The following is a 22,866-nucleotide window of genomic DNA, read 5'->3' on the forward strand; positions in this document are numbered from 1 at the left end:
ATTCTATTACTTTTTCTCTTTCCTTTCATTGTAAGCCCGGTGAGCCCAAATGAAACATCCCAAAAGAATCAACGCCATGGCCGGCATGGTCATCATACCATTGTTCATATAGCCCATGTCGTAAAAGCTCTGCGGGATAATCTGGAAGCCCATCAGGGAACCGTTTCCGAAGAATTCGCGTACCGTGCCCACCAGCACCAACACATAAGCATAGCCCAAACCGTTACCGATACCGTCGAGGAAACTTTCCCACGGGCCGTTCATCATAGCAAAAGCCTCCAAACGTCCCATCAGAATACAGTTGGTGATAATCAGACCGACATACACGGATAACTGTACGCTCACATCGTAAGCAAAAGCCTTCAGCACCATACTTACAATGGTTACCAAAGCAGCCACGACGACCAACTGGACGATGATACGGATACGGTTGGGAATCGTCTTACGTATCAAAGATATAATCAGATTGGAAAAAGCCGTAATCACTGTTACCGAAAGCCCCATGACAATGGCCGGCTCCATTTGTGAAGTGACAGCCAAGGCGGAACAGATACCGAGCACCTGAACCGCAATCGGGTTGTTGAGGTTAAGGGGAGACGAGAATACTTCTCCATTCTCTTTAGAAAATAACTTACTCATATCTTACCTCCTTTATTCATTAGTATTTAAAAAAGTCATATAACGTGAAATACAGTCATGAAGCATGTTGTTCACACCGTCCGAAGTCAAGGTGGCACCGGTGATGGCATCGCAACGGCTGTCATCAGAAAGTCCGTTCACGACTTTACCTTTCTTCACCACGCTGATGGCTACGGCAGACTTGTCGTCATTCATCAGCTTCTTGCCCTCGAACTGCTTCTGGAATTTATCGTATTCCGTAATGATAGAACCCAGACCGGCCGTCTCGCCCTTATGGGTAAAATATACTCCATAAATGGTGTTCTTATCGGCATTTAAAGCCACATATCCCCAAATCGCATCCCACAGACCTTTACCTGTCACGGGAATGACATATTTGGTTTCTCCGTTCACCTTACATACGTACAGCGGGAGGTTGCTGTCCGAGATGTTTTTGTCTTCTACGGCAAAACCGTCCGCATCCTTGGAAGCACCGTCTTTCACCACGTTGCCGTCCTTGTCGATGATTTCATCAGCCACTACGACCTCGTCGTATGTTTTTTCCACTTCGGTTTTCTCCACATCACGAAGATTCAATGCCGCCAGAATCTGACTTTTCTTGTCGATACGTACGTTAGCCATCGACTGCGGTTCCAAAACCTTGGAAACGAAAGCCAACAAGAAAGCTACGATAACGACCACAATACATGAATATATAATGGTATAAGTATTACCGTCGGTGTTCAGCCCTTTCTTCGCCGGTTTCTCCGTTCCTCCGGCCTCCACGATTTCTTCAAACTCAGAAGCTGGAGCCTGACACACGGGGCACTTTTCAGGCGCAGCGTCACCCTCATGGATGTAACCGCACACTTTACATTTGAATTTCTTTGTAGCCATAGTTCCTTTATTATTTTTTAATTGCACGTTTAGCCCGCTTGTCGATATTACTCTGGATGACATAATAGTCGATCAGCGGAGCAAACAAGTTCATCAACAAGATGGCGAGCATCATACCTTCGGGATAACCCGGATTCAACACACGAATAATAATAGCCATGGCACCGATGAGGAAACCGTAAATGTATTTACCGGTCTCAGTGCGTGCCGAAGTCACAGGGTCGGTAGCCATGAACACGGCGCCGAAACAGAAGCCGCCCAATACCAGATGCTGATACCAAGGCATGGTAGCACCGGCGTTACCTTCCATCCCGCTGGCATTGAAAATCCAAGCCATGAGTGCACCTCCGACAAACACGCTGAACATCGTCTTCCAACTGGCAATACCCGTCCACAAAAGAATCACTGCACCGATAGCTATGGCTATCACGCTGGTCTCACCGATAGAACCGGGAATCAAACCGATAACCTGATCGCAAGAGAAAGCCGGCACCGTACCGGTAGCCGCTTCTCCTAAAGGAGTGGCCATCGTAAACGTATCAGGCAAATCATTTCCCAAACCGCAAATGCTTTCCTTGGCCACCCAGCAAGCATCGCCGCTCATTGCCGTAGGATAGGCAAAGAACAGGAACGCACGGGTAATCAAAGCGACATTGAAAATGTTCATACCCGTACCTCCGAAAATTTCCTTGGCGAAAATTACGGCAAAAGCACAAGCTATCGCGATAATCCACAACGGACAATCGACCGGCACGATCATCGGAACTAGGATACCCGTTACCAGATAACCTTCCTGAATCTCCTCGTGCTTCCATTGGGCCACGATGAACTCGATGCCCAAACCCACCACGTAGGACACGATGATCTTAGGCAACACGGCCAACAAACCGAAACCGAACATTTCCCAGAATGTCCCGTCCACTCCGGCGGCCGCATAATTCTGATACCCGATGTTGTACATACCGAACAACAAAGCCGGTAACAACGCTATAACCACAAAAATCATGATACGCTTGCTGTCTATCGCATCATGTACGTTCACTCCCGACTTCGACGTGGTATTCGGCACGAACAGGAAAGTCTCGAAACCGTCAAACACAGAACGAAATGCGTGAAGCTTGCCGCCCTCTTCAAAGTTCGGCTTTATCTTATCAAGATATTTTCTTAACGCGTTCATTATTTAAATCATTTAAACCTGTGATGAAATTAATTAAGCCATCTCCTTGCGAAGCATATCCAAGCCTTCACGGACGATGCGCTGCACCTCCAGTTTGGAAGAGTCTACGAACTCACACAAGGCAAAGTCCTCCGGAGCCACCTCATAGATGCCCAAAGCTTCCATGCGGTCTATGTCGCCGGTGATAATGGCTTTTACCAACTGTTCGGGGAAGATGTCCATCGGGAATACACGGTCGTATTCGCCCGACATGATCATGTGGCGTTCTCCGCCTTTCACACGAGCGTCAAGCGCATACTCCTTCTTGCCCATCAACCAACTCATGTAAGCACGGCTGGAAGAGTAATCGTTGAAACGCGGCATGATCCAACCGAAAATCTCGTGCACGTCGTCTCCTTCGGGAATCACGTTCACTTCCGTCACATGGGCACCCAAGAAGCCGTCGGCCGAGGTCTTCACGCCGGTCATCACATTGCCGTTTATCACACGCAGGCTCTTGCCCGTCGTCACGTTACCTTCGATTAAGGTGCTCAGTTGCTGTCCTATCGTCATTTTGCAATAGGCCGGATTCTTCACTTCCGAACCGGCAAATGCAATTACGCGGGTAAAGTCCAAACGTCCTGTATTCAGCAAGTGACCGATGAAAATCACCTCTTCCGCACCGAGTGTCCAAACGACTTCACCCTTGTTTATAGGAGAAATGTGGTTGATTTGCACGCCTACGTTTCCGGCCGGCGCCGGTCCGTCGAAAAAGTTTATTTCCACGTTCTTGGCTGCAGTCAACGCCGTAGCCGTCTGCTTCGAGCTTACGCCCAAGTAAGTTTTCGCCATTTTGGCCAAGGCATCGAGTCCGGCCTGGAAATCAGCCTCACGTCCCCGCAACACATATTCGAAATCGGCTGCAAGCGGCATGGAGTTGAAAGCGGAAACAAAGATAGCTTTCGGAGTGTCGGACGGATTTGCCGTCACGTCGTAGGGACGTTGCCTGAAGAAACCGAACAAGCCCGATTCCAGAAGAAGGTCTTTCACCTCCTGAGCTGTCATCTGACCCACATTCTTCTTGCCAAAATCCACATACTGCTGCTCCGCATCGGCTTCCACACGCACGCTCAACACTTTGCGACGGTCGCCACGCTCCACCATGGTTACCCGTCCGCTCACGGGAGAGACAAACTTGATTTCAGGATGGTTCTTGTCCACAAACAAGCTATCCCCGACCTTCACCACGTCGTTCTCTTTGACTACTACCTTGGGCTTCATCCCCGTAAAGTCGTCCGGCATCAGTGCATAGACAGCCGGTTTCTTCACCTGAAACTCCTCCTTGGCAGCTTTACCCTTGAGATTCACGTCAAGGCCCTTACGTAATTTAATTACATTTGCCATTATTATAGGATTAAATAAACTGGTTTTAATTAAAACGTCGCAAAATTACATTAAAAATATGACAAAGTGAAGAATTCTAAAAAGAAAATAGTAATTTTGTCGCATAAATAAGGGTCATATTAAAAGATTAAGGAAAATATTCAGAGTACTCGCAGGTATAGTCGTGGGCTTCTACCTGTTGTCGGTTGCGCTACTCCACGTTCCGGCAGTGCAAAGAGGTGTCACGTTCCTCATCTCGGAAGCATTGAAAGATATTTTACATACAGAGCTTTCTATCGGCCGGGTGGACTTGGGATATTTCAACCGTATCATTCTTGATGACGTACGCATTAAAGATCAGAAGAAAAAGGATTTGCTGAAAGCAGCCCGCCTGTCGGCCAAAATAGAATTGACCTCATTGCTACACGGCAAAATATCCATTTCAAATGTCCAACTCTACGGATTCGACATCCACCTCTACCAACGCACGCAGAAGGAAAAGCCGAACTTCCAGTTTCTCATAGACACTTTCGCGAAAAAAGACAGTCTGCCTTCCAATCCGAACCTTCGCATCAATTCCGTACTTATCCGGCGGGGTAAACTGTCGTGGCACCGTTATGACAAGTCTCCTACTCCCGGCCGTTTTAACCCAGACCACATCGTATTGGACAAAATCAGTGCCACGCTTTCACTGAAAAGCTATACGGCGGATTCCTTGAACCTGAACGTCAAGAAGTTCTCCTTTGAAGAACACTCCGGCCTACAGCTTAAACAACTGTCTTTCAAGATTACGGCCAACCGGGAAAAAGCACAGCTCGACCATTTTACCATCGAGCTGCCCCATTCCCGGTTAGCCCTCCATCCGGTCACTATGAGCTACCGCCATATAAAAGAAGGGAACGGAAAAGGGCGGTATCAGGATTTCACGTTTCAAGGCAGCATCGAGCAGGGAACATTCTCTTTCGCCGACTTCATCCCCTTTTACCCCAAATCAGTTCAAAACCATGTACTTGAAGAGCTACCGACGTTAGCTGCCGAAGCGCAGTTCAGCGGAAACCTCAAACAAATCCTGATAGACCAGTTCGCACTTTACACACCCGACTGGAGCATGGTGCTCGAAGCCCCATTGACTATCCGTCACCTCGAAAATCCGGCCCAACGAACGATAAAAGCCGACATCCGGAACCTGCGAATCACCCCGGCCGGCCTCAAGCAACTGTCTGAATGGACTTCAAACGACAAGATTCCCATTTCACCTTATTTACAGGCTATCGGTACATTAGAAGTCACAGGTGCCCTGTCCTATCGTTCCCAGTATCTCAAAAGCCATCTTAATTTACATACCGATTTAGGTTCTCTGGCTTTGTTCGGATCTTTCGCCAAAGGAAACGAAATCGAAGCGGAAGTGCATACTCCCGGATTCCAACTCGGCAAACTGACGGGACGGGAAGAGCAATTCGGCGAAACGGCTTTCGACTTATCGGGCAAGGGACTCCTGCGCTCCGGTGCCTATCCCGTCCTTTCGCTTCAAGGGACCATCGGTCGCCTGTCTTATAACCATTACGATTACCACGACATCACAGTCGACGTGGATTACCGAAAAGGAGGATTCGCCGGCAATGTAAACATCAACGACCCTCACCTTGCGCTTACGACGAAAGGAGAAGTCAACTTACATTCATCCACACCTTATATTAAAGCGGAAGCTTCCGTCCGCCATTTCGCCCCGCACGCTCTCGCCCTCACACCCCGATATGCCGGAACGGTGTTCCAAGGCGACATACAGGCCGACTTCAGGGGCAACAACATTGAAAATATGGAAGGGCTCGTCTGCCTGAATGGTTTCCGCATGTCTACATCGGAGGAAGACTATACCACGGGACCGATATGTTTTAAGGCAACCTACGGACAAGGCAAGCGCAATCTCTCGCTCCACAGCGATTTCCTGCGTGCAGAAATGGAGGGAGATTTCAGGCTCGGCACGTTAATCGCTCACAGCCGGAAACTGCTCCATGCCTATATCCCGTCTTTCGTCAAAGCACCTCGACTTAAAAAAGACACGCCGGACGAAGTAGCCTTGTACATGCACATCGACCATACGGAGCCTATTGAAAAGATTTTCGGCATCCCTTTGCAAATCCCGAAAGCCGGACACATCAACGGTTATTTCAACAGCCGTACCGAGGAACTGGACTTCAATGCGTCCATCCCGTCGTTCAACTACAACGGGCAGCAATTGGACGACATACGGATTCTGGCCGGCCGTGTCAACGATTCCCTCACCTGTACCGTCGATTTCAAAAAGCAAATCGGCAAAGCCCCCGTGGACTTCAGACTGTTGGCCCGCGCCGCCCATGACAATGTCTACACAGGACTGAATTGGACCAACCACGCCGAAAAAATCTATCAAGGTTCCATCTCGGCTGATACCCGGTTTACCCGAAACGAAGAAAAGAAGATGCTCACCGACATCGAATTTCATCCCTCGCAAATCATCGTCAACGACTCGGTCTGGAACGTACATGCCTCCAGCGTACATGCCGCGCCGGGTTTGGTCAACATCAACGGATTCGCCATCGAACAAGGTGACCGCCACCTGATTCTCAACGGTAACGTATCGGGCAACCCGGGCGATTCCTTGACGGTCGATCTGAAAGACATCAATCTGGAATACATCTTCAACATCATTAATTTCCACACCGTGGATTTTGCCGGACAAGCCACCGGACGGGCCTACGCAGCCAACCTTATGAAAAGCCCCGAAGTGGATGCCCATCTCCATGTCCGGAACTTCACTTTCAACCAAGCTTATTTGGGCGAAATGAACTTGCACGGCGGTTGGGAGAAGGAGAAAAATGCAATTTTCCTGCACGCACGCATGGCAGACCCGGCCCACAGCAGCATGACCAGTGTGGACGGAGACATCCGAATCGGCGCCGCCCCCAAGGGAGGCCTCGACCTGATGATTCGTACCGAAAACATAGACCTGGCTTTTCTGAACCACTATACAGACGGCATATTCACCGGTTTGCACGGACGAGCGTCGGGGTGGACCCGCGTATTCGGCCCGTTCAAAGGTATCAATCTGGAAGGCGACATGCTGGTCAGCGAGGGAGGAATGAAAGTCAACGCAACCGAAGTGGACTACCGCCTCGTCAACGACTCCGTCATTCTGCGCCCGGACAACATTTATTTCCGTAATGCCATGGTTTACGACCGGCAAGGCACTCCCGGCAAAGACGAGCACTATGCCGTAGTCAACGGTGTGCTCCAACATTCCAACCTCTCCCACATGCGTTTCGATTTCGACATCGACGCCTACAACATTCTGGGGTATGACGTCAAGGATTTCGGAGACGAAGTGTTCTGCGGAACGGCATACGCCACCGGAAAAATCGGGTTCAACGGACAGCCGGGCAACCTGAACATCAACATCGACGCCCGCCCCGAAGAAAACACCATGTTCGTCTACAACCTGTCCTCTCCAACGACTTTGACAGACAACCAGTTTATCACCTACAAGACCCATCAGAACAGTATCGACGGACATTCCCATACCCCAGGCGGCACCCCCCTTCCGGAGCCGGAATCGGACATGCGTATCAATTTCCGCCTCAACCTGACACCGGAAGCTACCATGAAGATTCTTATGGACCCGAAAGCCGGTGACTACATCGCCCTGAACGGACACGGAAACATCCGCGCCAACTATTATAATAAAGGAGACTTCACCATGTATGGCACGTACACCATAGACCATGGCATTTATAAGCTCTCGTTGCAGGACGTCATTCGCAAGGACTTTATTTTCAACCCCGGCGGCACCATCGTATTCGGTGGTCCGCCCGTCCAAGCCGACCTCAACCTGCAAGCCGTCTACACCGTACCCTCCGTATCGCTGAACGACCTGAGCGCACGCTCTACCTTCAGCCAAAACAACGTACGCGTGAACTGCCTGATGAACCTCGGCGGAAAGGCACAGTCTCCTCAAATCAGTTTCGACTTCGACCTGCCCAACGTCAATGAAGACGAGAAACAGATGGTGCGCAGCCTCATCAGCACGGAAGAAGAAAAAAACATGCAGGTGATTTACCTCCTCGGTATCGGGCGTTTCTACACTTACGATTACAGCAACACGGAACAAAGCCAATCCTCCGTAGCCATGAAGTCATTGTTGTCCTCTACTCTGAGCGGGCAACTCAACCAAATGCTTTCCACGCTGCTCGGCAACAACAGCAACTGGAACATCGGGACGAACCTCAGCACGGGCGAAACGGGATGGAGCGACATGGACGTAGAAGGACTGCTCTCCGGACGGCTGCTCAACAACCGCCTGCTCATCAACGGAAATTTCGGTTACCGAGATAACAGCACCAATCCGAACGGTAACTTCATCGGCGACTTCGACCTGCAGTGGCTGCTGACCCCAAGTGGAAACGTAAGCCTGAAAGCATACAGCAAAACCAACGACCGCTACTTCACCAAATCGTCGCTGACCACTCAAGGTGTCGGAATCGGACTGAAACGGGACTTCAACACGTGGCGGGACGTATTTCGGGTATTCATTCCCAAAAAGCGGAGGAAGAACCCGTAAATACCGTTCCTCTCTTTTCACTCACAACATACTAAAAACAAAGCGTATGGGAAACAAAGAATTTATGCGCAAAGCCATTGAGCTTTCAGTAGAAAACGTAAAAAACGGCGGAGGCCCGTTCGGCGCCGTCATCGTAAAAGGAGATGAAATCGTCGCAACCGGAGTAAACCGGGTGACTGCCCACAACGACCCGACGGCTCATGCGGAAGTCAGCGCCATTCGCGAAGCCTGCCGCCGACTGGGCACCTTCGACCTTAGCGGTTGCGAAATATACACATCCTGCGAGCCTTGCCCGATGTGTCTCGGTGCCATATACTGGGCTCACCTCGACAAAATATACTACGGTAACAATAAGGACGACGCAGCCGACATCGGATTCGACGATTCCTTTATCTACGAAGAACTGGCTCTCCCCCGTCAAAACCGCAAGAAAGCCATGGAAGAACTGCTGCCCGAAGAAGCCATAGCAGCCTTCGACCTGTGGCGTAACACGGCAGACAAGACTGAATATTAAACCTCTATCATTTCAGTCCATTGCCGTAGGGCATCCCCCTCCTGTGAAAAATCCAAAGTTCTCTGTAACGGCCTTTGGATTTTTCACTATTTTTATCCGCATAAAAAAATTCCTTATCTTTTTCATCCTATTAGAGAAAAAATGTTTAATTTTGCCGATGTGATGTAGACCGGAGCGTCGGGACGCATCCTCTTTGTGGATACAAAATTGCATTTACTGCATATTCTTATCAATGTTGAAACCTGAGAAATTTCAAAAACAAGTCTGATGAGAAAGTGTGGGTGGATGCCTGTGTCATGCGCAGGCTTCCATTCCCGTTTTTCCAGACTTAGGGTTTTCTCAGGACCTCAACATTAGAAAAACGGGATGGAAGCTGCGCAATATTTATATCAAGTATTGCCTTCTACTCTTAATCCCTTTTTCTCCACAAATATATAACGGGCAATAAATGATGGAATATAAATCAAATCAGCATAGACAAATGGCTAAAGTCAAAAACATCCTTTCACAAATATTCTTTCCCAAAAGGCTAGAATCATCCTCCCACGAATCGTATTCCGGTTCATGCGGAGATCATGCTCAATGGAGCCTGAATCCGGAAAACGGAGAACTACGCATCACCGGCACAGGCCCCCTTTACGATTTCTTCGGCGAAAAAGAAGTTCCGTGGGAAAGCCATCTGAACCATATCCGGAAAGTGGTCGTCGCCCACGGTATCACTTACATCGGCTTCCAGGCCTTCAGTTACTGCAAGTCGCTGTCGAGTGTCCAACTTCCGGACACACTGACAGGCATAGGACAGCACGCCTTCGCCTATTGTAAAAGTCTGACCTCCGTTCTTCTGCCCGAAGGAGTGAAACACATCAAGGACTACGCTTTTGCGCATTGCTACCACTTGCAGGAACTCACCCTGCCCACCACACTCAAAAGTATAGGTAAAGCCGCTTTCTGCTCTTGCCACGGCCTTACCCGTATATCCATACCCGACAATGCCGTCCTGCTGGGAAGCCAAGTGTTTGCCGATTGCAAAAGCCTGACGGAAGTAAAGCTCCCCGAGGGACTGCTGCAACTCAAAAGCAACAGTTTTACCGGCTGTATTTCCCTCCCTTCTGTCTCGCTGCCCTCCTCTGTGGTCTATCTCGGCAATTCCGCATTCGAAGGATGCAACGGCTTTACACGTATCGACATTCCGGACAAAATCGTCCATATCGGCGACCGCGTTTTCGCCGACTGCCATGCGTTGGAACAAATAACCATTCCTCCTTCCGTACATCATTTAGGCAAACACATATTCTCAGGCTGCCGCTCGCTAAAGACTCTGACCGTCCCTTTTCCGGCCTGCGGCACTCCGGCCACCTTCTCCAACTTCGGTGAACTCTTCGGGACTACCCCCGACATCGAGATGCGGAAAATAAGCCAGGATAACGAAACGGGAAAGGAAACAAACTATTACCTTCCCCACAGCCTTTCCATCCTGCGTATATTGGAGGGATGCGAAGTCATTCCGTCCAAATGCCTCATGAATTGCTTCGTACTGAAAGAACTCCACCTTCCGTCTTCACTTTATATGATGGGCGAAAAAGCCGTTTACGGCTGTGCCGGCCTGAAAACCATTTATTGCCAAGCTGCGGAACCGGCCTCCATCCATGCCGACACCTTCGGAGGCATCAGGTTCAACGTTTGCCGGCTCCACGTCCCGCAAGGTTCTACAGAGAAATACAAACAAGACAAGCACTGGAAATACTTCTCACAAATAGAAGAATACGGAACAACCTTACAGGCGATGAACCGGAGTTGAATCTGTGTCTATCTTTTTCCTTTCGTCCAAACCCGTAAAAAGGAGAAATACAGACCATCTTACATACTTCTGATTTTCAATCAAATAACAACATAAAATTTGTCTCAGCAGAACAGAAAATATTTCTGCGCCGAATGAAAAATCATTTGGCTGAGATTGAAAAGTCAATCTCAGCCAAACGTTTTTACGACCTCCAGACGTTCGTACGGGAACCTCTTGCGTCCTGTTTTTTGTAAAGAATTAGACTATCATGCAGTTTTTTCCGTTCCGCAAAGTAGCAAGCCTCGCATATTTTCCTTACTTTTGCACGAAATAGGCTGTATTCCGGCAATCTGAAGCCAGCTTCACGGCATTCGGTTTGCCCTGTTTTTGCCTGTAAATAGCAAGAGAAAATGAAAAAGCAAGAACTCTATGACCGCGTCATTGCTTATTTTGAACAAGCAATCCCCGTGGCTGAAACCGAACTGCACTACCACGACCCGTTCCAACTGTTGGTAGCAGTCATACTTTCCGCCCAATGTACGGACAAACGGGTCAACATGATTACCCCTCCGCTCTTCCGCGACTACCCCACTCCGGAAGCCATGGCCGCCGCCACGCCGGAAACCATTTATGAATATATCCGTAGCGTGAGTTATCCCAACAACAAAGCCAAGCATCTGGTAGGGATGGCGCGCATGCTGGTGGAAAACTACCACAGCGAGGTTCCTTCCGATTTGGATGAGTTGGTCAAGCTGCCCGGCGTAGGACGTAAGACGGCCAACGTCATCCAAGCCGTCGTGTTTGAAAAAGCCGCCATGGCCGTAGACACTCATGTGTTCCGCGTGAGCCACCGCATTGGACTCGTCCCGGATACTTGTACCACGCCTTACAGCGTGGAAAAGCAACTGGTACGCTATTTCCCCGATCCCATTATCCCCAAAGCCCACCACTGGCTCATCCTACACGGACGCTATACCTGCACGGCACGTACGCCCAAATGCGAGGTCTGCGGACTGAAAATGATATGCCGGCATTACCTGCGTACCCACGGAGCGGCACGCCCTTCCGCCCAACCGTAAACAACCCGTGGCACGACGGGCGGAAACACCGCGTGAAAACGTAGCCCGTCCTCCGCAAATAAAGGGTCTGCTTTCTTGCAAATATGGACGGAAAAGTATAATTTTGCAGTGCTGTAAAAGCATTATATTAAGAAGGAAACGACAGAAAACCTTTAAATAAAGATTTAAAATTATGACTATTGACAATTACAAGTTTGCCGGCAAGAAGGCAATCGTACGTGTGGACTTCAATGTCCCCTTGGATGAGAACGGTAAGATTACAGACGATACCCGTATTCGCGGAGCATTGCCTACGCTGAAGAAAATCCTCGCCGACGGCGGTGCGCTCATCATCATGAGCCACATGGGCAAGCCGAAAGGCAAAGTGAACCCGAAGTTTTCTTTGAGCCAGATTGTAGACGCCGTTTCAGAGAAATTGGGCGTAGCCGTAAAATTCGCTCCCGATTGCGCCAAGGCCGCTGACGCTGCCGCAGCATTGAAACCGGGCGAAGTGCTGTTGTTGGAAAACCTCCGCTTCTATCCTGAGGAAGAAGGCAAACCTGTAGGCATCGACAAGGAAGACCCTGCTTACGAAGATGCCAAAAAGGCCATGAAGGCTTCTCAGAAAGAGTTTGCCAAGACATTGGCTTCATACGCAGACTGCTACGTAAACGACGCGTTCGGAACGGCTCACCGCAAACATGCCTCTACGGCTGTCATCGCCGACTATTTCGATGCCGACAACAAGATGCTCGGCTATCTGATGGAGAAAGAAGTGAACGCTGTAGACAACGTATTGAGCAACATCAAACGTCCGTTCACGGCCATCATGGGCGGTTCTAAGGTTTCTACCAAAATCGGTATCATCGAAAACCTGATGGACAAGGTGGACAACCTGATTCTGTGCGGTGGTATGACTTATACTTTTGCCAAAGCCCAGGGCGGCAAGATCGGTAACTCTATCTGCGAAGACGACAAATTGCAGTTGGCTCTCGATATCATCGAAAAGGCGAAGGCCAAAGGCGTAAACCTCGTATTGGGTACGGACTGCGTGGCTGCCGACGCTTTTGCCAATGACGCACATACACAAGTGGTTCCGGCTAACGACATTCCCGAAGGCTGGGAAGGTCTGGACGCAGGTCCGGCTACTCAGAAAGCTTTTGCCGAAGCCATCAAGGGAGCCAAGACGATTCTGTGGAACGGTCCTGCCGGCGTATTCGAATTCGATAACTTCACAGCCGGTTCGCGCGCCATTGCCGAAGCTATTGCCGAAGCTACCAAAAACGGTGCATTCTCACTCATCGGTGGTGGTGATTCCGTAGCATGTATCAACAAATTCGGCATGGCCGACCAGGTTTCTTACATTTCTACGGGCGGCGGTGCTCTGCTCGAAGCCATCGAAGGCAAAATCCTCCCGGGTATCGCAGCCATCAAAGGTTAATCCGTCCCGGCGGACATTCTGAAATACGAAGGGCGACTTGTGCATACGGGTTGCCCTTCTTCATTCCAAAACTCCATGAAGAAGTTAATTCCCCTACTCCTCCTGTTGGGTATCGTGTGCGGATGCCACTCCGGACAGAACGATACGGCTACCTCGCAGACCGGGAAAACGCGTCAAGATTCCTTAGCCCTTAAGGTGGCCTTGATGCCGACCTTGGACTGCCTGCCGTTCTACTATGCCCAGCGGTGCGGACTGTTCAAAGAATTAGGCCTGGACATCCGCCTGCAAACTTTCAATGCCCAAATGGACTGTGATACGGCTTTCGCCCGCAGACACGTGGACGTGTCCTACACGGATCTGATTCGTGCGGCATGGATGCAAAGCAAAGGCACCGGCCTGTACGTATTCATGCAGGCGGACGGACATCATGAACTGTTGACGGCCAAAAGCAGACGCATACGACAGACCAAGCATCTAAAGGAACGGATGGTGGCCATGGCCCGCCACTCGGTGACAGACCTGTTGTTAGACACGGTCATCGGGCAGGCACGTCTGGAACCGTCCACGGTCTACCATCCCCAAATCAACGACATCCGGCTCCGGTACGACATGCTGAACAATGCCACGATAGATGCGGCTTTCCTTCCCGAACCGTATATCACACAAGCCAAGCTGAAAGGCCATAGGAGCATCTACGACAGCCGGAAGCCACACATACGGCTCATGGCTTTCATGGTATCGTCCGACGTTGTGACCGACAAAAGGAAATCGGAACAAATGCGCTTGCTGCTGCAAGGCTACAACAAAGCCGTGGAACAAATTAACCGCAAGGAACAAACGGACAACATACGGAACATCTTGCTCGGCTACCCTGTAGAACCGGAAACGATAGATTCTCTGAAAATACCGGCTTATCCTCAAGCCCAAAAGGCGGAAAAAGGCAACGTGGCCACAGCTCTCCGTTTTTTGACTTACCGACATTTGATTACGCCTGAATATACGGGCGACACGCTCATCCACACACCATTCATTCCTTAAACTTATGGATAGGAAAAGCTTTGAACTTCTTTATCAAGATGCCGTAGAGGCACTCACCTCACGCCGCATGCACGACGCCCTGAACTGTATCCGGGGGATTTTGTTCAATACCGAGAATCCGGAACTGAACCGTGAACTGGAATCCGTACAACAGGACTATGGCATGATGCTCACCTTCATATCACAGGGTGGCACAGACCCTCAACAGGCCCTTGTCCACCGCAACCTGACCCACCGAGCCTTCACATTGCTCGACAAGTCCGCACGGCTCTACCACGTCCGTTACGAAAACGACCTATACGCGGAAACGTACAATCGCTGTGACGCCGACCAGACGGCCTCTTTCGACCAATGGCTCGAAACGGCTGATTTATTACGGGAAAAATTGTCAGAGGAGCGCGGGAAGACCTCTACGGGAGAGGCTGAGGAAAACAGTTTCTACAACGCATACGACAGGCTGTTCGAGTATATCTGGACCGCTCCTCTTTTCCATGCAGCCGACGCGAAGAAACTGAAAAGCTTCATAGAACGGCAGGAAGTCGATGAACAAGCCTTGCTCGTCAGTGCCGTCATGCTGAACATACAACGATATTTCGACCCGCAAAAATACCGCTTGTTGCTTCATTTCTGCCGGACGGAACATACAAAAGTCCGCGCACGGGCCATGACGGCCACCGTGTGGACCTACATGCAATACGAAAAGCGTTTTGCCTACTATCCCGACCTCTCGGACGGACTATCATTGCTGGCGCAGGACGAACGCCTCAAAGGGGAACTCATCCTCCTGCAACAGCAATTCCTACTCAGTCTGGAAACGGCTAAGGCCGAAAGGAAATTGCAAAATGAAATCTTTCCCGATTTACTCAGAAGCCGGAACTACCAACGCAATAAAATGGGATTCGAGCAAATGGAGGAAGATTTGGCGAAGGCCTTGCGTGGAGAACCGAATGCGGAATGGGAAAAGATGCGGGGCAACAAACAGTTGGCCGACAACATGAAAGAAATCATTGCCATGGGTAAGGAAGGGATAGACATCAACTTGGGAACCTTCTCCGCGCTCAAAGGCTTCTCGTTCTTCCAATCCGTCGCACACTGGTTCACACCATTCAACAAACGGCGGCCGGAAGTGAAAAGCATCTTCCCTCCGGGTGTACGGCACAATCCGATACAGATGCTTATGGAGGCCGGTAACTTCTGCGAATCGGACAAATATTCGCTTTGCATGATGCTCAACCAAATAGCCCCTTCGCAACGGGATATGATGATTTCCCAAATCGGTTCACAGATAGAAGGCAACGAAGAAGGTCTCCGGGATGTAGCCAAGGAAAGCATGAACATCGGTTCCGTCTACCGTAGCTATTTGCAGGATTTGTACCGTTTCTTTAAACTTCATCCGCGTAAGACACAATTCGACGACCCGTTCAAAAGAGACCAGTTGTTCACCCGTTATACGGTATTGGAAAGCATGTTGAAAACACCGGCTTACTTGCGCGAGATGGCCTCATTCCTTATGAAAAGGGAATATTACCAGGATGCCATTGCCTACATGGAAGAGGCGCTCAAACACGAAACGGCAGATGCCGAAACGCTACAAAAAGTGGCCTTTTGCTATCAGCACACCGACCGGCCGAGCAAGGCCATATACTATTATCAACAAGCCGACCTGTTGAGTCCGGACAATGAATGGATTCTGAAACAAATGTATCTGTGTTATTCCGCCTTGGGACGCTATGAGCAGGAACTCGACTGCCTGAAGAGCTTGGAAGAGATGAACCCGGGCGACACCCGCCTGATTTCGGAAATCGGATTATGCCTGATGCAGCTCGGACGCTACGAAGAAGCCGCCCAACGTTTTTATGAATTGGAATACAAAGGGGAAAGAGTGGTACCGTCGTGGAGAGCCATCGCCTGGTGCAACTTCAAGATGGGACGTCTGGAACAGGCAGACAAGTACTACCGGAAAATACTGCAACAAGATAAGGTGACATGGGAAGACTATCTCAATGCCGGACATACGGCATGGTGCCTGAAACAAACGACGGAAGCCATCGCCCATTACCGGAACTACCTCCAACTCTACCGCAGCAAAAGGAAGGATACGACACAGCCTTTGCTATCCCCCTTTGACGAAGACCGGAAAGAATTGCTCCTACACGGATTGAACGATTTGGACATCAGCCTGATGCGGGACATTCTCCAACCGGAACCGGAAAGCTGAATGTAAAAATCAAATCAGGGGAATGAGAAGATGGTAGAACCATCCCATAAAGCGGCGTCCGAAAGAGCGCCGCTTTTTCCAATTCTCCGGAGTGAGTAACGTAGAATGATGTTTGTCTGCCTCGAAAATAGACTGTAATTCGCGAGTCGTACAGGAATCGACGATAAAAGCGTTCACTTCATAGTCGAACTTCAAGCTCCTGCTATTCAGATTAGCCGACCCCACCGTACAAAACGTACTGTCTACCATCATGACTTTCGAGTGATGGAACCCGTCTTCATAATAATAAATGTCGGCCCCTCGCTTCATCAACCTTTTGGCATGGTAGGCCGCCACATCGGGCATGACGGGAACGTCACATTTGGTAGACAACATGACCTCAAGCTTCACCCCACGCTTCAACGCACGATATAAGGCCTTCTTCACACTGGGCACCAAAGTAAAATAGGGGTTTACAATCTGTATCCGTTTTTGCGCATTGTCGATTGCGTCTATATAACTCCTGCGGATAATGGCCGGACTCCTCTTCGGTTCACGATTAGCCACGCCCAAAAGAACGCCGGAAGAATCCGCGCAGGCCGTCTCTTTCAATCCCCGGAAGTCGGTCTGGAAGGCCAGACTGTCCGTCTGGTATTCCAAACTGTCTATCTTGTCGCCGGTACAACGCTCCCACATCTCACAGAATATACGTCGGTAAAGAGGCACACAATCACCTTCCAGACGCATGTGCATATCCCTCCATTTACCGAACTCAGGACGGCCATGGATATAATAGTCGGCCACATTCATTCCTCCGGTGTACACCACCTTATCGTCGATAACCACAATTTTGCGATGGTCACGATGTAAGGCATGGTTCACCCAAGGAAACACGATGGGATCGAATACGACTACTTCAAAATGACGGCTCTTTAATTGCCTTAGATGTCTTTTCCGCAAGGGACGGTCGTTGCTGACATTACCAAAATCATCGTAAATCACCCTGACCTTAACCCCTTCGCGTACTTTTTTATCCAATAAGGTAAACAACGCTTTTCCGATAGAATCACTACGGAAATTGAAATATTCCAGATAGATATAATGACGGGCCTGCTCTATGGCTTTGAACATGTCTTCAAACTTTTCCGCGCCGCTCGGTAACAACGTCACGCGGTTGTGGGGCGTAAACAACACACCGTTTTCCTTTAAATCCTCTACCGTAAGAGAATCGCTCAGGCTTGCCTGTGCCATAGACACAAGCCCCATCGACAGCAAAACGCCACAGAATATGACACGCCACTTACTCATTATCGCTTCCCCACCTCGACCCGGGCCGAGGCATTCTATCCTTTTTTTATGAAATTCATACCGTTACCCGCCCGTCAGAACATACAACTGAAGTGGTCTACCACACCCAACAAATGGCGGTCTTCATCCACGACCAAAACCGTATGTATCTTGTTATTGTGCATAATATCTTGAATCTTGGCAATCTTGGTATCCGGCGACACACATTTCGGCGTACGCGTCATCACCTGCTCCACCGGGACGTTAAAGAACTTATCCTGCAAACTTTCCATAGCACGCCGCACATCGCCGTCCGTTATCAATCCGACAACCTTACCATCCACTTGCGCCACACATAATCCCAACTTTCCCTTGCTCACATGGATAATGGCCTCACCCAACTTCATTCCGGGAGGTATGACCGGCAAGTCGTTGCTGCGCATCACGTCATGCGCCGTGGTCAAGAGACGCTTGCCCAACGTCCCGCCGGGATGGAACTGTGCAAAATCCTTAGCCTGAAAATGACGCATCTCGATGAGCGCACAGGCCAAAGCATCGCCCATGGCCAAAGTAGCCGTAGTGGAAGACGTCGGTGCCAAATTCAAAGGACAAGCCTCGTGGCTGACCTTGACCACCAAATGACACGTGGAATACTTGGCCAACAAAGAATCGGGATTTCCGGAAATACCAATCAAAGGAATATGATGTTCCAATAAATAAGGAATGAAACGAAGGAGTTCGTCGGTCTGGCCGGAGTTGGAAATGGCTATGACGACATCATCGGGCGTCATCACCCCCAAATCGCCATGGAAGACATCCAACGGATTGATGAAAAAAGCCGGTGTTCCCGTACTTGACAACGTAGCGGCCATCTTGGCACCGATATGCCCGCTCTTGCCCACTCCTGTTATAATTACCTTTCCGGTACAACGGAGCATCAAATCCACCGCTGCATCGAAATGTTCATCCAACTGAGGTATCAAATCCAAAATGGCCTGGGCTTCGTCGCGGAAGCACTTGACGGCAATATCTTTCACTGGGCTCATAGCAATGATGCAATTACGGTTTCCAAATCTTTCAGATACAACATATTCGGGCCGTCGCTCATGGCTTTCTCCGGATCGGGATGCGTCTCGAAGAAATATCCGTTCGCACCGAACGCTTTCGCCGCCAAGGCCATGGCCGGCACGAACTCACGGTTTCCGCCAGTCTTTCCGCCTGCCGCACCGGGACGTTGTACGGAGTGCGTACAGTCCATGACCACACGGGGCACAAAGGCTTTCATATCCGGAATATTACGGAAATCCACCACCAAGTTATTGTAACCGTAAATATTACCACGCTCGGTCAGCCAAATTTCCTTTGCTCCGCTCTCCTGCGCTTTTTCCACGGGGTATTTCATGTCAAGTCCCGACAAGAACTGGGCTTTCTTGATGTTGACAATCTTACCGGTACGGGCTGCCGCCACCAACAAATCGGTCTGACGACACAAAAAGGCCGGTATCTGTAGGACATCCATCACTTCGCCCACCGGAGCAGCCTGAAAACTTTCATGAATGTCCGTCAGAAGTTTAAGGCCGTGCTTCTCACGCACGTCGCCCAACATCTGCAAACCCTTCTCCAATCCAGGGCCCCGATAAGAATGCACCGAAGTGCGGTTGGCTTTATCAAAAGAAGCCTTAAAGTAAATCTCTATATTAAATTTCTGCTTTATCCGAACCAGCTCGCACGCCACCTCGTCCAACAAATCAGCGGATTCAATCACACACGGACCGGCTATAAATATAGGGGTCATGACAATCTGTTTTAATAATATAATGTGCAAAGGTACACAAAAAAAGAAGAAATACCACGCCAGACTTGGCAAATACCGGTTAAAATCGTACTTTTGAAAAACCTATACCTACAAAAAGAACAATAAAATAAAAACAAAAAACGACCATGCACAAGAAAAATATCTTCTGGTTACTGAGCATATATATGCTAATGTGTGCACCGGTTTCTGCACAAGTGCTGTTTGAAAAGGATTGCCAGACGGAAATTTTCGTAGGCAAAGAAGAGAAAGAAGTAGTACACACCGCATTGGAAATCCTGCAAAAGGACGTGAAGAACGTATTCGATGCCCGACTGGTTCCCGCCTCTGCTCCGGGACATGACATAGAAATCGTGGCCGGAACGGTCGACAATCCGGAAATGCAGGCTTACCTGAAAAGAAATGAAGTAGACCTCCCTCCCATCATGGGGCAATGGGAAGCATTCCAAATTCGCAAGTTAGGCAAAAAGCAAGTTCTCGTCACCGGAAGCGATGCTCGAGGGTTGGCCTACGGCCTTTTGGAAATTTCACGCATGATAGGCGTTTCGCCGTGGGAATGGTGGGCGGACGTGACTCCCGACAAGCGCGACCGCTTCCTTGTCTCCGAAATCAAAGAGGGGCAGCAAGCCCCTTCCGTGCAATTCCGAGGTATCTTCCTCAACGACGAAGACTGGGGGCTGACACCGTGGTCTACAAAGAACTTCGAACCGGAGGCTCAAACCCAATATCCGGTCAAAGGACGTTTCAAAGGACAAGTCGGCCCGAAAACATACGCCAAAGTCTTCGAATTGCTTCTTCGGCTACGTGCCAACACCATTTGGCCTGCCATGCACGAAGTGACCATGCCTTTCTATTTCGTAGAAGGCAATCGGAAAATGGCGGAACGCTATGGCATAGTGGTCAGCACATCTCACTGCGAACCCATGATGCGTAACTCGGCTACGGAATGGGACTTAGCCGGAAAAGGCGACTACAATTTTCTCAAGAACCGCCAGGCCGTAGTAGATTACTGGACAGACCGGCTCAAAGAACTGGGACATTCGGATAATATCTTCACGATGGGCATGCGGGGCAAACATGACGGAAGGATGATTGGTGTAAAGAATACCCATGAATACAAAGATGCCCTGAATGCTGTGTTGCAAGTACAAGACAGCCTGCTCCGACAGTACATTCATCCGGACAGTAAAAAGATTCCGCAACAGTTCGTCCCCTACAAAGAAGTATTGGACGTGTACCGGGCCGGATTGGAAGTGCCTGACCACATCACCTTGGTATGGCCGGACGACAACTTCGGCTACATTCGTCACTTTCCCGATGAGAAAGAAAGAAAACGCACGGGCGGAAACGGCGTATACTACCACACTTCATACTGGGGTGAGCCTCACGACTTCCTTTGGCTCGGTATCGTACAGCCCTCATTGATGTATCAACAGATGAAAACGGCTTACGACCGGAATATGCGCAAGATATGGGTGCTCAACGTCGGAGACATCAAGCCGTCCGAATACCTGACCGAGCTCTTCCTCGATATGGCTTGGGACATCAACCTTTCCGGATGCAAGGACGGAAGCGAAGTTGTATTCTCGCATCTGGGCAACTGGCTGAACCAAACGTTCGGAAAGAAAACGGGAAAGGAGCTCTTACCTCTCATGAAAGATTTCTACTTGCTCTCCCACATCCGCAAACCGGAATTCATGGGTAATACGCGGACATACGACAAGCGGCACGAACAAATCGCCGACCTGCCATGGTCTACGGAGGAAATCAACGAACGCCTCGAACAATTCAAAAAACTATCAGACCGGGTGGAAAAATTGTATGCAACCGTTCCGTCCAACCGCAAAGATGCTTATTTCGATATGATCCAGTATCCCGTACAAGCCTCGAACGAAATGAACAAAAAGATGCTCTATGCACAATTTGCCCGCCACACCCCGTCCGACAGCGCTTCTTTATGGAAGAAGTCCGACGCGGCATACGACAGCATCGTTTCCCTGACCCGGCGGTTCAACTCCCTGCTCGACGGCAAATGGAACCACATCATCAGCACTGCCCCTCGCGGACTGATCGTATTCGACAAGGTCAAGCGCACTGCATCATCCACGGCCTTAGTGTCCTCCCCTGCCCCGCTACAGTTGTGGAACGGCACGGAACATGATGCCGTGACAGGCGTGCATACCGTCATCGACGGTCTGGGACATTCTGGGAAAGCCATTTACTTGGGTAAGGGTGGAACAGTGGAATACGAATACCGAAACTTCCGGAAAGACAGCCTGACCGTAGAGGTATGCCTCGTACCGACCCATGCCGTAGAAGGCGGAAAACTGCGTTTCGCCGTCTCCACGGATGACCGTGAGCCACAGGTGTTCGACTGCGAAACCGCAGAATACAGCGAAGAGTGGAAAGTCAACATTCTGCGGGCACAAGCCGTCAAAACCGCCCGCTTCCCCTCCGGCAGCAGAAAAGGACGCATCAAGATTACGGCATTGGACGAAGGAGTGGTCATTGACCAAATACGACTAAGATAATTTTAGGATAGAACTGCGAATGTTATTTCAGGCGTATGTGTAGCAAAGATAACTAACTGCACATACGCCCCATTATTAAAGCATTTGTCCGGTTCTTTCTTGAACACATTGTGCAGTTTCCGACTACATAGTTACGGTCTCTTCTTGTGTGGGTTGGCTCATATCTCCAACGGCACAATCCGGTAACGGTTACCCTTTTCCGTGTGCCTCCGTTCCACGCCTGCGGCCACGAGGGCGCGGCTGAACTCCTGCATGCCGATGCCCGTGAGCGTGCCCGGCTGACGCTTGCGCAACAGGGCGATGAGTTCGGGAAGGGAAACGGACAGGGCCTCTTCGTCCGGACGGGCGGCACGGAAGTGACGGGCAAAAGCCTCTTCCGCCGGGCAAGTGCGGTAAAAAGCCACGTTGGCACGTTGGATTTCCGCCTCTTCTTCCGCCGTGAACCCATGACGTTCGCCACCGAGGAGCATGGCTTTTAGTTGGGCGTAGATTTGGGCATGTCCGATGTCCGTGCTGTCGATGGGTCGCTCCACCTCCACGCAGAGGAAACGGCGGCTGC

At 50.0% G+C, this 22,866-nt stretch carries 16 protein-coding genes; 8 read left to right on the top strand and 8 right to left on the bottom strand.

The genetic code is table 11. The features are described 5' to 3' along the window. Nucleotides 1-6 precede the first annotated feature (6 nt). Genes HMPREF9441_RS13040 through HMPREF9441_RS13055 form a run of 4 tightly spaced genes read right to left on the bottom strand, consistent with a single transcriptional unit; the run spans nucleotide 7 to nucleotide 4,075 of the window. Nucleotides 7-639: an NADH:ubiquinone reductase (Na(+)-transporting) subunit D gene (locus HMPREF9441_RS13040; protein ID WP_008621964.1), complete on the bottom strand. Its 633-nt coding sequence runs from the start codon at nucleotides 637-639 to the stop codon at nucleotides 7-9. A 12-nt stretch (nucleotides 640-651) separates the two neighbouring features. Beyond that, nucleotides 652-1,542: an NADH:ubiquinone reductase (Na(+)-transporting) subunit C gene (gene nqrC, locus HMPREF9441_RS13045; RefSeq protein WP_008621965.1), complete on the bottom strand. Its 891-nt coding sequence runs from the start codon at nucleotides 1,540-1,542 to the stop codon at nucleotides 652-654. Further along, nucleotides 1,526-2,692: an NADH:ubiquinone reductase (Na(+)-transporting) subunit B gene (locus tag HMPREF9441_RS13050; RefSeq protein WP_008621966.1), complete on the bottom strand. Its 1,167-nt coding sequence runs from the start codon at nucleotides 2,690-2,692 to the stop codon at nucleotides 1,526-1,528. The genes nqrC and HMPREF9441_RS13050 overlap by 17 nt, the downstream gene beginning before the upstream one ends. 33 nt (nucleotides 2,693-2,725) lie before the next feature. Beyond that, nucleotides 2,726-4,075, bottom strand: a complete 1,350-nt coding sequence (locus HMPREF9441_RS13055; RefSeq protein WP_008621967.1) for a Na(+)-translocating NADH-quinone reductase subunit A — start codon at nucleotides 4,073-4,075, stop codon at nucleotides 2,726-2,728. A 244-nt stretch (nucleotides 4,076-4,319) separates the two neighbouring features. Between HMPREF9441_RS13055 and HMPREF9441_RS13060 the strand changes: the two genes are divergently transcribed. From HMPREF9441_RS13060 to HMPREF9441_RS13100, 7 genes are all read left to right on the top strand, one after another. Then, nucleotides 4,320-8,648, top strand: coding sequence for a translocation/assembly module TamB domain-containing protein (locus tag HMPREF9441_RS13060; protein WP_244949771.1), 4,329 nt, complete (start codon nucleotides 4,320-4,322; stop codon nucleotides 8,646-8,648). A 46-nt stretch (nucleotides 8,649-8,694) separates the two neighbouring features. Further along, entirely contained in the window at nucleotides 8,695-9,162 is a 468-nt protein-coding gene (locus HMPREF9441_RS13065) for a nucleoside deaminase (RefSeq protein WP_008621969.1), read from the top strand. Nucleotides 9,163-9,643: 481 nt separating this feature from the next. Beyond that, a complete protein-coding gene (locus tag HMPREF9441_RS17955; protein WP_157244583.1) occupies nucleotides 9,644-10,960 on the top strand; it encodes a leucine-rich repeat domain-containing protein in 1,317 nt (438 codons plus the stop codon). A 392-nt stretch (nucleotides 10,961-11,352) separates the two neighbouring features. Continuing rightward, complete coding sequence (gene nth, locus HMPREF9441_RS13085) at nucleotides 11,353-12,021, top strand: endonuclease III (RefSeq protein ID WP_008621983.1); 669 nt, start codon at nucleotides 11,353-11,355, stop codon at nucleotides 12,019-12,021. A gap of 172 nt (nucleotides 12,022-12,193) precedes the next feature. Next, complete coding sequence (locus tag HMPREF9441_RS13090; RefSeq protein WP_008621985.1) at nucleotides 12,194-13,441, top strand: phosphoglycerate kinase; 1,248 nt, start codon at nucleotides 12,194-12,196, stop codon at nucleotides 13,439-13,441. 75 nt (nucleotides 13,442-13,516) lie between these two features. Next, nucleotides 13,517-14,479, top strand: a complete 963-nt coding sequence (locus tag HMPREF9441_RS13095) for an ABC transporter substrate-binding protein (RefSeq protein WP_008621995.1) — start codon at nucleotides 13,517-13,519, stop codon at nucleotides 14,477-14,479. Between the two features lie 4 nt (nucleotides 14,480-14,483). Next, a complete protein-coding gene (locus HMPREF9441_RS13100) occupies nucleotides 14,484-16,697 on the top strand; it encodes a tetratricopeptide repeat protein (protein ID WP_008621997.1) in 2,214 nt (737 codons plus the stop codon). Nucleotides 16,698-16,706: 9 nt separating this feature from the next. Here HMPREF9441_RS13100 and HMPREF9441_RS13105 read toward each other — a convergent pair whose 3' ends face one another. The 3 genes from HMPREF9441_RS13105 to kdsA all read right to left on the bottom strand — a co-directional run bounded on the left by HMPREF9441_RS13105 (nucleotide 16,707) and on the right by kdsA (nucleotide 19,758). After that, nucleotides 16,707-17,984, bottom strand: a complete 1,278-nt coding sequence (locus HMPREF9441_RS13105; RefSeq protein ID WP_008621999.1) for a phospholipase D-like domain-containing protein — start codon at nucleotides 17,982-17,984, stop codon at nucleotides 16,707-16,709. Between the two features lie 74 nt (nucleotides 17,985-18,058). Beyond that, nucleotides 18,059-19,009, bottom strand: coding sequence for a KpsF/GutQ family sugar-phosphate isomerase (locus tag HMPREF9441_RS13110; protein WP_008622001.1), 951 nt, complete (start codon nucleotides 19,007-19,009; stop codon nucleotides 18,059-18,061). Continuing rightward, nucleotides 19,006-19,758 (bottom strand): 3-deoxy-8-phosphooctulonate synthase, encoded by a 753-nt coding sequence (gene kdsA, locus HMPREF9441_RS13115; protein WP_008622003.1) that lies wholly within the window; start codon nucleotides 19,756-19,758, stop codon nucleotides 19,006-19,008. Before kdsA ends, HMPREF9441_RS13110 begins: the two co-directional genes overlap by 4 nt. A 146-nt stretch (nucleotides 19,759-19,904) precedes the next feature. On the opposite strand from kdsA, the gene HMPREF9441_RS13120 reads away from it, so the two are divergent. Next, on the top strand, nucleotides 19,905-22,307 hold the full coding sequence (locus tag HMPREF9441_RS13120; protein ID WP_008622005.1) for a glycosyl hydrolase 115 family protein: 2,403 nt from the start codon (nucleotides 19,905-19,907) through the stop codon (nucleotides 22,305-22,307). A gap of 158 nt (nucleotides 22,308-22,465) precedes the next feature. On the opposite strand, the gene HMPREF9441_RS13125 is transcribed toward HMPREF9441_RS13120, so the two are convergent. Further along, nucleotides 22,466-22,866: DUF3874 domain-containing protein (locus HMPREF9441_RS13125; protein ID WP_008622006.1), on the bottom strand; the 401-nt coding region annotated here is incomplete at its 5' end.

Origin of the sequence: Paraprevotella clara YIT 11840, from assembly GCF_000233955.1 — a bacterium.
GTDB classification, from domain to species: Bacteria; Bacteroidota; Bacteroidia; order Bacteroidales; family Bacteroidaceae; genus Paraprevotella; species Paraprevotella clara.

Coding starts and splice junctions, on each gene's coding strand:
- HMPREF9441_RS13040 (WP_008621964.1), bottom strand. CDS start 639: ATGAGTAAGTTATTTTCTAAAGAGAATGGAGAAGTATTCTCGTCTCCC.
- HMPREF9441_RS13050 (WP_008621966.1), bottom strand. CDS start 2,692: ATGAACGCGTTAAGAAAATATCTTGATAAGATAAAGCCGAACTTTGAA.
- HMPREF9441_RS13055 (WP_008621967.1), bottom strand. CDS start 4,075: ATGGCAAATGTAATTAAATTACGTAAGGGCCTTGACGTGAATCTCAAG.
- HMPREF9441_RS13065 (WP_008621969.1), top strand. CDS start 8,695: ATGGGAAACAAAGAATTTATGCGCAAAGCCATTGAGCTTTCAGTAGAA.
- HMPREF9441_RS17955 (WP_157244583.1), top strand. CDS start 9,644: ATGGCTAAAGTCAAAAACATCCTTTCACAAATATTCTTTCCCAAAAGG.
- nth (WP_008621983.1), top strand. CDS start 11,353: ATGAAAAAGCAAGAACTCTATGACCGCGTCATTGCTTATTTTGAACAA.
- HMPREF9441_RS13090 (WP_008621985.1), top strand. CDS start 12,194: ATGACTATTGACAATTACAAGTTTGCCGGCAAGAAGGCAATCGTACGT.
- HMPREF9441_RS13095 (WP_008621995.1), top strand. CDS start 13,517: ATGAAGAAGTTAATTCCCCTACTCCTCCTGTTGGGTATCGTGTGCGGA.
- HMPREF9441_RS13100 (WP_008621997.1), top strand. CDS start 14,484: ATGGATAGGAAAAGCTTTGAACTTCTTTATCAAGATGCCGTAGAGGCA.
- HMPREF9441_RS13105 (WP_008621999.1), bottom strand. CDS start 17,984: ATGAGTAAGTGGCGTGTCATATTCTGTGGCGTTTTGCTGTCGATGGGG.
- HMPREF9441_RS13110 (WP_008622001.1), bottom strand. CDS start 19,009: ATGAGCCCAGTGAAAGATATTGCCGTCAAGTGCTTCCGCGACGAAGCC.
- kdsA (WP_008622003.1), bottom strand. CDS start 19,758: ATGACCCCTATATTTATAGCCGGTCCGTGTGTGATTGAATCCGCTGAT.
- HMPREF9441_RS13120 (WP_008622005.1), top strand. CDS start 19,905: ATGCACAAGAAAAATATCTTCTGGTTACTGAGCATATATATGCTAATG.